This window comes from Salmonirosea aquatica, assembly GCF_009296315.1.
Taxonomy (GTDB): domain Bacteria; phylum Bacteroidota; class Bacteroidia; order Cytophagales; family Spirosomataceae; genus Salmonirosea; species Salmonirosea aquatica.
Genome location: NZ_WHLY01000002.1, coordinates 6,172,099 through 6,184,430, shown reverse-complemented (window position 1 = coordinate 6,184,430; position 12,332 = coordinate 6,172,099). Strand labels below are relative to the sequence as shown.

The following is a 12,332-nucleotide window of genomic DNA, read 5'->3' as shown; positions in this document are numbered from 1 at the left end:
CTGATAGAATATTTTAAGGTTGTTAACTGGAGCTGGGAATTGCTTGCTACAAAGGTGGATACGGGCAAAAAGAGTTTCAAGGGTAAGGCAGATGAAACGGTAAAAGCCCCTGATGAAGTGAGATAGGTCGGGCTCGGGGAAAAGAAGTAGGGTAGGGCAAAAATGTGTTTTGCGTTCAATAGTCAAATACGTATTTTTGACTAAGATTCCCAGCACCTGCGCATAATGAAACTACCGTCCTATTCCAAGCATGACAAGCTTTTGCAGATTGTCGTTCTTCCTATCGTGATTGGTAGTGTCAACTGGATTCTGATCGGCGAAGCGTACTGGCAACACGCCAACACGTTTTGGCTGGCAACGCTCCTTACGTTAGCCGTTTCGTTTGAGAACTGGCTGGTCAATAATTACATTTCTCTCAAACTCGATCAGCGGTTCCCTGGCCTCGAGTATTATATGCGTCGTGCGGCCTGGCGGTACATTCTGTGCACCATCAGTTCGTGTCTGCATTACCTGGTACTTTTTGCGATTTACCGTTACCTACCCCTTCCCCACTTCGTGGCTGACCCAATTCGACTGGGTTTTACCCTTTTATTTATCGTGCTGATTGTCCTGGTCGTAGTGTTCGTGTATGAGGGCATTCACAACTTCAACCATTGGGCAGAGTCGCGTCAGGAAGTAGATACCCTCAGTAAAGCCCAGCTTCAGGCGCAGTTGGATGCCTTACGGCAGCAAGTGAACCCCCATTTTTTATTTAACAGCCTCAATTCGCTGATTTCTTTGATATCGGAAGATCCGCGACAGGCCGAAATCTTTGCGGAAGAACTCAGTACAGTCTACCGCTACCTGCTGCGGTCTAATGAAGGTCCACTGACACCGCTGATTAACGAACTGGAATTTATCCGATCGTATTATCAACTTCTCAAAACCCGATACGGGGATGCCCTACGGCTGGAAATAAATATCGTTCCGGAGGCTGAAGTACGGCAACTTCCTCCTTTGACGCTACAGCTACTGATCGAGAATGCCGTCAAACACAACATCATTCTGCCCGACCAACCGCTTACCATTTCACTGATGAGCGATGCGCACCATCGTTTGATCATCAGCAATAACCTTCAACGTAAGCCCAGTCGCGCCCTTTCCAATGGCGTGGGACTCAGTAACATTCTGACTAAGTACGAAATGCTTGGCCAACCCGCGCCTAGCGTGGAGGACGATGGGCAGGAGTTTCGGGTCGTGCTATCGCTGGTCTGAGAATCAACTCATTCCGAACTTTTTACGGTTTATAGGTCAATAGAGGCGGTTCGGAAAAAGAGCGTTTCCAAACCTGTGCCGTATCCATCAACTTTGTCCCATCGAATCGCCGAATGTCTCGGCGGGCTTTACCAAAAAACATAAACATCTATTAGCATGAAAACTTTAATGACCTTCGCCCTTGCCTGCGCCCTCGGCCTGGCTCCCAACGCTGACGCCAAGATTCCCTCGGCAGAAAATTCTCCCTACGTCGTCACCAAAAACATGGCCATGTGGATGGGTGACAACGGAAAACTCAAAGTATCCTTCAACCGTCAGGAAGGCCGGGCGACCATTGAGTTGCGCAACGGAAGGAGTACCCTTTACCAGGAAGTGATCGCTCTGCACGGCGGTGCTATGCAGAGCTTCGACCTGTCGCGCCTTCCTTCCGGCACCTACGAAATCCGCGTGATTATCGGTCAGCAGGTGACGAGCAAGACCGTCGAGATCGGATACGTAAAAGAACACACTTTCAAGTTGAACTAATAAGTACTAGCTTCTCGTACGTTACCAGTCGCTCCCGATTCGATTTGAGTCGGGAGCGATTGGTTTTATGTATGTCCAAGCATTTTACCAACTCCTTCCATTAGCCGCTTATCTAATAGCCAAATGCGTCCTCGCCTGTTACAATTGTCTAGGTGAACTATTGAAAATCAGGCGGTTAAACTTAGGTTGAGTGGAGTGAAGGAGGGACGGGTGTGGGCGCAATCAGCGGAATGCCAACCCGGACGATATGTTCGTTCTGCTGTACCAATACGGCCACCTGGCTAAGTAGTCGGTACTTCGCAATAATATTTTGTAGACCCGGTTGGCCCGTGTCCCCGGCCACTGCCTTCGGCTGCCGGTTGCTTTCAACATAAACCATCTGATCCCGTGCATAAAGCTGGATAAGGAGTGGGCTGCCTGCGTCGATGATGTTTTGGCTGATGATCTGCTCGAACAGCATCTGCAAGGTCAGAGGTGAAATCAGATGGTCCTCATAGTCCGGGGCAATGTCTTTTTGCAGTGAAATTCCTTCGCCATAGCGGGTTTTAAGGAGATAAAAATACGCGTCGATAAAGGTCAGTTCATCGGCCAGCGGACACAGATTGCGGTTTTGTTGCTGCAACAGATAGCGATATACGGACGAGAATTCGTCCAGGAATCGTTCGGCCTGCCGGGCATCGCTGTCAATCAGCGCCGACAGCGAGTTGAGGTTATTGAACAGGAAATGAGGATTGATATGGCTTTTAAGTGTATCGAGCTGACTTTGCAGGCTGGCTTTTTTCAACTCCTGAGCCTCGGTGTAAGACACTTTCCAACGCTCGTATAGGTAGATGCCTTCGAACACCGCGGCTATCTGTACGGTACCTACCACCGATACCAGTGCATTGAAAAAGTAAGCCTTGAACGCGAACGTATCTTTATCATGCCATAAGCCAACCAATTGATAGACTACTGTTTGGGCGATTCGGATGAGCGTCGAGAAAATTACAAACCAAACCAGTTGCAGCAGTACCCGTTTCCAGGTCTGCGCTAGTTCGGGGAACTGTCGCCGGGAGAGCAGAATGCCGATGCGATTGGTTTCCCAGACCACGATGGTGCCGAGCACAAAAAACAGCGGTATCCGCCAATCGTTGGGATAAGGTACGTTGGTGTACCCATACATCATGCCCTGACCCAGCAACGCCAGTATCGGAACTCCCAGTAGCCGCATCCAGCGGTCATTTAACCGTTGCATAGTCTGAGCCAAAACTTTTAGGAAAGGAAAGCGTTAAATTAGCAAATTGGCCGCCAGACACAGCAAACGACCCCGACGAAACGTATTGGTTGGCCTACGAACCGGAAAAAGACGGGGGCGAAACGGGAGCCGAGGGATTCGTCAGTGTAAGGTACGAAAGACGTGCCAATCCTACCCGGAAACAGAGCGAGGTAATGGGTATTAAATTGATTTTTCTACCATGTATGCCGTCAAACACAACATCATTCTGCCCGACCAACCGCTTATCATTTCACTGGCCAGTGATGCCCGGCATCGCTTGATTGTCAGCAATAACCTTCAACGCAAGCCCATCCGCGCCCTTTCCAACGGCGTGGGAATCAGCAACGTTCTGACCAAGTACGAGATGCTGGGGAAACCTGAACCTTGCGTGAAACGATAGTCAGGAATTTCGGGTCGTACTTCCGCTGATTTAGAAACCGGCTCACTCAGAACTTCTTACGCTTCATCCGGAATTATCTACATTCCACCCCCTGGGTAATTTCGGGGTAGTACCGAATCCACCAACTTTGTTACACTAAATCGCTCGAATGGATTGGCGGTCTTTGTAAACTACATGTATTAAAACCATCTATTAGCATGAAAACTCTAATCACTTTCGCCCTTGCCTGCGCCCTCGGCCTGGCTCCCGACACTGACGCTAAACCTTTGGCGGCAGGTACCGAAACCTCGACCTATGTAGTGTCGGGTAAAATGGCCCTCTGGCTGACCCAGGATGGGAAACTCAAGCTTGCGTTCGATCGCCAGGAAGGCAATGCGAACATCGAGATTCGGACCCAATCGCAGAAATTGTACCACAATGTGATCGGCCTTAAAAACGGGGCACAGCAAACACTCGACCTCACCGAACTCGGCACGGGTACCTATGAAGTACGCGTAAAGATCGGCAAGCAGGTCACGACCAAGACAGTCGTAATCGGCCAGGTTAATGAACGGGTCTTTCGGCTGAGTTAGTCCGTCATACCCAAAAAGCCAAAAGCCCGGACTCATTCTGAGTCCGGGCTTTTGGCTTTTTGAAATACTACGGATTGGCTGTGCGTTACATAGAAGCCTTTTTCAACTGGGTGTTGGCAAAATGCCGCATAGCTTTCTGCATAAAAAGGGCGTACCCGGGCTGGGGAACACCGTTGACCAACGTGAATCTCTCGTCATTGACGTACAATTCTCCTAATCCTGCGTAGGCTTCCGCCTGTTTGTCCGGTAGATTTGAAGTACCCCAAAACATTCGGATGTTGGCGTAGTGGCGAGCAATCACCCGTTGCACGGCATCACTCTCCGGGTTTTCATTTTGCATGGTGAAAAGCTCGGAAGCAATCTGACCCTGTTCCTTTTTGAGTTTTTCCAAATCTTCCTTAGTCATTTTCATTAACGCTCTTTCCGATTGGTCAACGGCATCTTGGCCGTATTCGTCGATCGCTTCCTGGCGGTAGGTAATTCCTACTTCTTTGGGCAACCCCTCGTAAAGTTGTTCTGGATTTGTCATAATTTCTCCTTTTTTTAAGTTTTGGATGGTTCTGTCGATCGTAACCAATAGGCTGGCGATTCGTTTTTGCCGGTTTTCCAGGGCTGACCTGTGATTTTCCAAGGCCCAGATCAGACTGAAACCCGGATCATCCAGTATTTCACGAACCTGCCGGAGCGAAAATCCGAGTTCCCGGTAGAAAAGAATTTGCTGCAAACGGAGTAGTCGTGCTTCATCATAATACCGATAGCCGGCTTCGGTACGGTGCGATGGCTTCAACAACCCAATAGAATCGTAGTGATGAAGTGTGCGCACACTCACCCCTGAAATTTTGGATACTTTCTTCACGCTAAAACTTTTCATTGCCGTATGGTTTTGAATCCGACGCTGCAAAGAAAGGCTATGACGTAAGGGAAGAGTCAAGCGTTTTTTTAAATATTTGACAAAAATTATTTCAAGGTCTTTTATTTCAAGAATTTATAAACACAAAAAACCGCCACCAGATGTAAAGTAACCTGGTGGCGGTTTGATGGACACTGCTTTACCTTAATCTGTTACTGAAAGCGATCCAGAGTTCGTGAACACTAGTTCAATGGACTTTTCGAACAGTTCCTGAATGTGCTGCGTGGCTAGTTCATTGGCCCGATACGCATCAAATTCCCTGCTAAGTTTTCGCAAATTCTGCCGGTAGGTAATGTCTGATAGCACCCGCTCCACGGCCCGGTGAATCTGGTTGGCTTTGGGGGTTTCGGTTTTCAGATTCACGCCTACCCCACAATAACCGACGCGGGCCGCAATCTCGTTCTTACCCTCATGTACACCCGCCGCCACGATGGGTAGGTTATGCTTTAGCCCCAGCATGACGCCGCCATAGCCGCCGTTGGTGACATATACATGAGCATAGGGCATCACGGAGTTGAAATCAATGAAATCTTCAATGATAAAATGTTCCTGCGGAAAGCGGTCGCGTAATTCCTGCGTTTGTGAACCACCCGTTGTGGCGATTACCAGAGTATCGGGGTCATTCTGAAAAGCTTTGAGGGTAGGGACAAGAATTTTTTCAATATCCTTCTCCACTGTCCCCTGGGTCACCAGTATCACCCGCCGTGCGTCCAACGCTTTGCCGGCATACTCGAAAGATGGTTTTCGGTCTCGTTGGTAAGGTAGCATAGCGCCGACAAAACGGACGTTGGGGCTAATACGCTCACGTGGAAATTCGAAAGAAGGTACCCCACTCTGCAAATAAAGGTCGGCTGAGCGGACGGCATAGTCAAAAAGGAAACCTTTGACGGCGGGAAGGCCATGTTGACGTCGTATCTGGTTGTGCAGATCGTTGCAGGGTTTGAACATAACGTCTTGTACCAGGTAGCGCAACATATGCTGGGCCTGACGTTCGAACCAACCCGAGGCGGGAATTTTTCCCAGTCCGGAGGGAGGCAGGTTTCTATCCGACTCGGCCAGGGGTATCACTCCCACGGCTACGGATTTGATCGGAAGCAACTCCCTGATCAGGGAACCTCCCATGAACGCGACATCATGGACGATCAGGTCGTACGGCCATTCATTATAAATCATAGTCAGGTCTTCAACAAATTCGGGCCCACGCAGCAGAAACACCTGATTGATGTCAAAGCGCAGCCGTGCCACGGTACCCTGTATGTTTTTTCGCTCCGGGAAAAGAACGTCGAGGTTTTCCTGATTGACTGTTTGCGCTTTCACGAACGGATAGTGATGCAGACCAAGTCGGGTTACTTTCTGCCCGTAATGACCGCCGACGTACCAGCGAACTTCATGTCCCAGGTCGCTAAGGTGTTTAGCCAGGGAAGTCAGGGGACTAAAATGCCCATCCATAGGCATAGTGGCAAATAAAATGCGTTGTTTTTTCATGGCTTATTGGTTTGTAAAAAATGGTTTCGAATGAATGAATGACCGTCTTGGTAGGTGTAAAATTGGAATTAGGTAGGCAGGGATTCAAGGGTAGGTTTCCTGAAACGGAAAAAGCCGCTGATGAAGCGGCTTATAGGGATTGGAGAAACGGGTAGGGTCCCTGTTAGGAACGGGCCGGGATCAGAGGCAGGCTGACCACAAACATTCCATCGCATTCCTGAAAATGGGGCAGCGGTTGTCCCAATAGCTGGTACTTGGTCAGGATATTACTTAGTCCGACGCCGTTGGATGCTACGCGTGTCCGTTTTCTTTGCAGGGTGTTTTTGATGAAAAGCTGATTTGCTCCGTCGGTGGATATTTCAATTGTCAGGGGAAGCTCAGGAAGCACAATATTATGCTTGACGGCATTCTCCACCAAAAGTTGAAGCGTTAGCGGAGGCAGCAAATTTGCCCGCGCACCTTCGTCTACGGAAACGATTAGTTCAAGCCCGCTGGCATGACGGGTTTTCAGCAAGTGAAAATACGAATGAATGAAATCGAGTTCCGTATCCAGGTCGGTCAGGTTTTGGTCGGGTCCCTCGGCGCGGTTGGCCCGCAACACGTATCTATAGACCGAACTCAACTCCTCCACAAACAGTCCGGCCTGTTGAGGATCGTCTTCGATTAAAGCGAGTAGCGAGTTGAGGCTGTTGAACAAAAAATGCGGATTCACCTGGTGTTTCAGGATGTCCAATTGCCTTTGCATGTGCAATTGCCGGATTTCGTACTCCCGCCGGACACTGTCTTTCCATTGCCCGTAGGAATAAAAAGATTCTGTGATACCGATGGAAACCAAATTGGATGTCCAGCCGATGAGTATCGTCCAACGGAATATCACGGGGTCATAGCGGTACCCTGGTAGGTTGAACCAATCGTAAAACGCGAAAACAAGAAAGGCCACCCCCAGCGTGGCGGTCATGTAAAAGATCAGGCAATAGACTACCCGGCGTAGCGCCTGGTCAAGCGCTCCAAACCGGTAACGCATGTACTTCATCCAGGCATCCATCAGCCAGGCGGACACTACATACAACGCAGTCATTCCGAGGGTCGCCGGTATGAACACGTCGGTTCTCTCAAAATACGTACTTCCCAAAATGAGGTAGTTGGCCAGGAATATGACTGGCGAACTAACCAGCATTACGATCAGATCGTAGCGGTCAAGGGCAAAGAATTTTTTCACGTACCTACATTAAAAGCATAAAATTAGTAGGTGGAAAGGCAATCTGCGAGGAAAAATTATTAAAAATCAACCGAATAGAGCATCTCAAGTTGCCGCTCATTTGCAGATGCAGGCATATGGCGGAAAAGGTAGTTTCGCATCGTAGCCAGCAGCGGATTACTCCACTGTGCCACTTGCCCGATCCGCCGTGAGTTATTGGTAATGGTGCGAGTACGCGTCAATCGGCGTTTTTCAAATTCCCGGAAGGCCTCTTCCACCGAATCATTTTTCGCCAGGGTATCGGCAAGTACCACTGCATCCTCGATGGCCTGGCAAGCTCCCTGCCCCATGTTAGGGGTAGTGGCGTGGGCGGCATCACCAAGCAGCAAAGTACGGCCAAAGGCAAAACTGGAAAGCGGTTTCAAATCGATGATGTCATTCCAGAGTAGGTTTTCGTCTGGGGTTTGGCTCAATAAACCAGGAATTGGAGCGTGGTATTCTCCGAAAAGTTCGGCCAGCCTGGCAGATGTCATCCGTCGCATCAATGGGCTTTGGGCGGGCGCATTCACGCAGGCAAACCAGTACACGCGATTCTCAGTAAGCGGTACGATGCCGACACGCCCACGGCGCCCCCAGGTTTCGGTGGCTTCGGTCAGGGCGAGGTCGGGCCGGTATACCACCGCCCGCCAGCAACTATAACCCGCGTAGCGCGGTACCGAGCCGGGTACCAGTTGCTGACGAATGGGCGAGTGAATGCCATCTGCTACCAGGAGATAGTCGGAACGATGGGTAGTGCCATCGTCGAAAAAGACAGTGACTCCTCCGGGGAGCTCCTCGATTCGTATGGCCTTCTTGCAAATCGACACCTGAGAGGTAGGTAGTTGGTTCAGTAGTACCTCATGCAATTCGGCCCGGTGAATGGCAAAGTTGTCGATGCCGTAGCGTTCGCTGACCGCCCGACTGTCGGTGCGGCTCACTGTTTTTCCACCCTCGTCCAGAATGGAAAATGTATCGATCTGCCTCCCCTTTTGGATCACGTTATCGGCGATACCGAGGCGTTTGAAGGCTTGCATGGCGTTGGCCGCCAGAGCCAGGCCCGCCCCAAGCGGACGGAGCCGGGGCGATGCTTCAAAAACATGGGTTGACAAGCCGATCCGGCTGAGGGCAATGGCGGCGGTGAGCCCGGCAATGCCACCACCGATGATGGTAAAGGAAGGGTTATTTTTCATGCTGATAGTACGGTTTAGATAACCAGAATGCCCTCTGACTTTCCTGGCATTGATCAGGGAACATTTTGGTGAAAAATGAACTAGAAAGATCCAAAAGATCGAAGCTTTTAGAAAAAAAAATACCGGAATTATTTATAGGCAATCACCGCGCTGGTCGGACCCGCGAGGGGTACTTTGGTGGTCGAATGAAAGCCCGCTTCGGTAGCCCATTCGTTGAAATCAGCATACGTGTAGTCGAATCCACCTTCCGTTTCGATGAGCATATTCAGCGACATCAGCAGTCCAAAAGTATTTTCCCGCCGCTGATCGTCGATAATATTTTCGATTACCACCAGTGCTCCATTTTCAGGCAGGGCCTCATAGGCTTTACGAATCAGCATTTTCTTGGTCTCCAGATTCCAGTCGTGCAGGATATTGCCCATGGTAATCACCTCGGCGGCAGGGAAGGGCTGGGTCAGAAAATCGAGTGCGCCGATTTGTATTTTCCCGGTCAGCCCAGCCTGCTCTACGTTACGGGCGGCAATGGGTGCCACGGGCGGCAAATCGAGTGACAGGCACTGGAGGTGCGGATGGCTCTGGACTAAGCAAATAGAAAGTGTAGCGTTGGCACCACCAATGTCGCAAAGCGAACGGTAAGCCCCGAAGTTGAAGGCATTGGCCAGGGCCATGAAGTTGCCAACCTGGGCACCCGCCATCCCGTTCAGGAATTGTTCCAGCACGTCAGACTGAGCATAAATTGCTTCAAATCCAGACTTACCCGTCTGTTTGATCTCGTTCTGGGGCTGACCCGTACGCAGGCCTTCTTCCAGATTACCCCAGAAGCCATACATCCGGTCGTTGGCCATTTCAAGTATACCGCCTACATATGCTGGAGAAGTCCGAACTAGAAAAATACTGGTTTCGAGCGTATTGCAGTACTTTTCCTCCCAATCTTTGCCGTTTCTATGCAGCAAGCCAAGCGAAACCAAGGCATCAAAGAAGTCGGCGCTACTGCGCGGATGTAGTCCCAGGCTTTGCTGAAGTTCTTCCCGGCTCAGCGAGTCTTCTCCCAGCTTGGTAAAAAGATCCATTTTAACGGCAGTTAGCAGCGTTTTCGATGCCCAGAATCCCATTCCGATTTTCATGATGTGGTCGGGAGAGATGACCTTTTTAGGAGCAATTTCAAGGGTTGTTTCCATTGTTTTTGTGGCTTTTGGCCAATTAGAGTTAAAAAAGTAATGAAAAATTTGCCTATTTACAGGCGGAATGTTTTTGTTGATTCAAAGGTAGTTATCGTTGTTTCAGGCAGCAGGGGTTAGCCCGATGAAACGGAAAAAGCTGCTGATGAAGAGTATTTTGCATTGAAAACCGGTAGTGTGAAAGTGTTAGTGATGAAAGGCCGGGCAAGAAGGCCTTTTTGGCCTTGGTAGCTACCGAAGAACGATAATTAAAATATACAGCGATGTCATTTCACGTTAGGTAGCTGATCGAGGTAAACCTGGGTAGATGGTTGTACCTTTCCGTATTTTTCGACGTCATTTACGGCAACGCTCACAAAAGCCAATTGCTGTCGTTCGGCGTCAGTCGGTTCGGTTGAAAAGTCCTCTTCGTTAATTTTTTTGGTAGCCAGAAATTGCGCCAGCGCTTTGATGCCCGGATGATTGCTCACAATTGGCTGATGCTCGTAGGTATCGCCGGATCGACTGCTGCTACGGTCGACATTTATGCAGTAGGCGTGCAGCCAGATGGTTTCGACGGAGCGGGCCGGTACCAAGACCGTGACCATTTTTATGATGATCCCATTCTGGGGAATATCCTGATAAACTTCATTTCTCTCAGCCACCCAAATCAACCCAGGGGGTAACTCAATCCGCACCGAATAGGCATTCGAGTTGCTGAAAGCCAGGCAAAACCCGACGCCATCTCCCGCGCCTTTCATTTTTTTGTGTTCTTTAGCTTCGCTCCAGCATTCGTCATCGGTGCGGGGCTTCTGCACGAGTATGATGCCCGTTGGGAAGGCAAAAGAGGTACCCTCCGGACGACTTTTGGATGTGCCGAATCCAGGAGCCGACGACTCGGGTGGTGTACCTTCGGTGTCGGGATCGGGCGGAATGTTTTGCTGGTCATGGCTGGTGCAGGCCAGCAAGCTGGTAAACAGGAGGAAATATATGATTCGGTGCATACTGGTTTTTGATTTTAGAAGCAAAGGTGAAATCCTGTGTGCGCAAGGCTGCTTTTGTCGGTAAGTACCTGCCATGAGAATTTACCGAGAGCTTTTTATTGAATAGGTGACCAGTCTATTGTGAATGAGCAGGTTTTTCTACTCCCAGGTGATGGTGTGTTTGCGGATGCAGTGGTTATACTTGTCCAGCGTAAAGATTTCGCCCTTGCTATTGACCGCCAGACTGGCGGTTGTATGGCTGGTACCTGGACTTGTGTCGGCATAATCGCTCGACTGAACGCGGCCCAGGCTATGTACATAGTCATCGGGTGTGACCATCAGCAGGCGTTTACCCGTATCGACCACTATAATCATTCGCTTGTTGGCAGGATCGTATTGTACGCGATAGGGTTCATAGACCCCACTTTTGCTACGGGGCTGGTCGGCGGTGTAGCCGGTAGACAGACCCATATAGGTCGATACGGTACCGTCTGGCGTGACCCTCCGAACACTATGGGTACCCCAGTCAGGCACGTACAGATTACCGGAATCGTCGAAGGTAAGGTCTTCCAGGCTACAGAACTCGGCTGCACTTCCTGTTCCATCCACCAACTTGCAGTTCGACGTATTCTCCAACGGTTTGCCCGCCAACGTCGAGACCATTCCGGTGCTGAGGTCAACCTTACGGATGCAATGGTTCAGCCCGTCACCGATGTAAAGCATACCAGCTTTATCCATCCCGATACTCCAGGGACTATTGAATTTAGCTTTGGCCAGCGGCCCGTCGCGGTAGCCGAAGGAATAGCCACCGTCCGGGTCGGGACCTCCGCTCAGGCGTGTAACTACCCCAGTGCTGCTGATGCGAAAAATGCCATTCTGCACACCAAGAGCGTCTCCACACTCAATGGCATAGAGCGTAACGCCATCGCGGGGATCCACGCAGATATCGGTAATGGAGCCGAGGCCTCTGGCGAATGTGGTAACGTTCCCCGCCGGATCTACTTTGCGAATGACACTGCCGCCATAATAGCTGATGCGCTGGTCGATGACGTAGAGGTTGTCGTACTTATCGAAGGTCATCTGGGCAGGGTACTCAAACTTCGCAGCAGTGCCTTTGCCATCGACGAATCCTTTTTTAGTGTCCGACCCCGCAATGGTCGTGATGGTTACGTACGGAACTTTACCGGCTGAGCCGTCACTGCCAGGAGGTGTAGCAGCATTGGGGTCCGGGGTGGTACAGGCGAGTGATGTGGTTAAAAACAGAAGTAGTAAGAGTGTCTTTTTCATGGATTTGTTGTTTCGTTGAATCAAAGGTATTTGACCCTAAACCGAGGATGAATCACGAATGGGCTGAAACGGAAAAA

General features: G+C 50.1%; 12 protein-coding genes. 4 read left to right on the top strand and 8 right to left on the bottom strand.

Annotated elements, in window-relative coordinates:
* Positions 1–225 precede the first annotated feature (225 nt).
* Positions 226–1,254: a sensor histidine kinase gene (locus GBK04_RS26895; protein WP_152765122.1), complete on the top strand. Its 1,029-nt coding sequence runs from the start codon at positions 226–228 to the stop codon at positions 1,252–1,254.
* Between the two features lie 156 nt (positions 1,255–1,410).
* On the top strand, positions 1,411–1,779 hold the full coding sequence (locus tag GBK04_RS26890) for a hypothetical protein (RefSeq protein ID WP_152765121.1): 369 nt from the start codon (positions 1,411–1,413) through the stop codon (positions 1,777–1,779).
* Positions 1,780–1,960: 181 nt separating this feature from the next.
* On the opposite strand, the gene GBK04_RS26885 is transcribed toward GBK04_RS26890, so the two are convergent.
* Positions 1,961–3,013 (bottom strand): sensor histidine kinase, encoded by a 1,053-nt coding sequence (locus GBK04_RS26885; protein ID WP_152765119.1) that lies wholly within the window; start codon positions 3,011–3,013, stop codon positions 1,961–1,963.
* 220 nt (positions 3,014–3,233) lie between these two features.
* Between GBK04_RS26885 and GBK04_RS26880 the strand changes: the two genes are divergently transcribed.
* Together GBK04_RS26880 and GBK04_RS26875 are read left to right on the top strand one after the other, a co-directional pair.
* Positions 3,234–3,434: a hypothetical protein gene (locus GBK04_RS26880; protein ID WP_373331389.1), complete on the top strand. Its 201-nt coding sequence runs from the start codon at positions 3,234–3,236 to the stop codon at positions 3,432–3,434.
* A 197-nt stretch (positions 3,435–3,631) separates the two neighbouring features.
* On the top strand, positions 3,632–4,006 hold the full coding sequence (locus GBK04_RS26875; protein WP_152765117.1) for a T9SS type A sorting domain-containing protein: 375 nt from the start codon (positions 3,632–3,634) through the stop codon (positions 4,004–4,006).
* An 85-nt stretch (positions 4,007–4,091) separates the two neighbouring features.
* Here the strand turns inward: GBK04_RS26875 and GBK04_RS26870 are convergent, their stop codons facing one another.
* The 7 genes from GBK04_RS26870 to GBK04_RS26840 form a co-directional block, all read right to left on the bottom strand.
* Positions 4,092–4,877: a MerR family transcriptional regulator gene (locus tag GBK04_RS26870; RefSeq protein ID WP_152765115.1), complete on the bottom strand. Its 786-nt coding sequence runs from the start codon at positions 4,875–4,877 to the stop codon at positions 4,092–4,094.
* A gap of 183 nt (positions 4,878–5,060) precedes the next feature.
* On the bottom strand, positions 5,061–6,401 hold the full coding sequence (locus GBK04_RS26865) for a glycosyltransferase (protein ID WP_152765113.1): 1,341 nt from the start codon (positions 6,399–6,401) through the stop codon (positions 5,061–5,063).
* A 163-nt stretch (positions 6,402–6,564) separates the two neighbouring features.
* A complete protein-coding gene (locus GBK04_RS26860) occupies positions 6,565–7,620 on the bottom strand; it encodes a sensor histidine kinase (protein ID WP_373331388.1) in 1,056 nt (351 codons plus the stop codon).
* 59 nt (positions 7,621–7,679) lie between these two features.
* The gene (locus GBK04_RS26855) at positions 7,680–8,828 is read right to left on the bottom strand and encodes an FAD-dependent monooxygenase (protein ID WP_152765111.1); all 1,149 of its coding nucleotides are present in this window, start codon (positions 8,826–8,828) and stop codon (positions 7,680–7,682) included.
* Between the two features lie 128 nt (positions 8,829–8,956).
* A complete protein-coding gene (locus tag GBK04_RS26850) occupies positions 8,957–10,006 on the bottom strand; it encodes a methyltransferase (RefSeq protein ID WP_152765109.1) in 1,050 nt (349 codons plus the stop codon).
* Between the two features lie 266 nt (positions 10,007–10,272).
* Positions 10,273–10,989 (bottom strand): ACT domain-containing protein, encoded by a 717-nt coding sequence (locus GBK04_RS26845; RefSeq protein ID WP_152765107.1) that lies wholly within the window; start codon positions 10,987–10,989, stop codon positions 10,273–10,275.
* A gap of 138 nt (positions 10,990–11,127) precedes the next feature.
* Positions 11,128–12,255, bottom strand: a complete 1,128-nt coding sequence (locus tag GBK04_RS26840) for an NHL repeat-containing protein (protein WP_152765105.1) — start codon at positions 12,253–12,255, stop codon at positions 11,128–11,130.
* Positions 12,256–12,332: the final 77 nt, after the last annotated feature.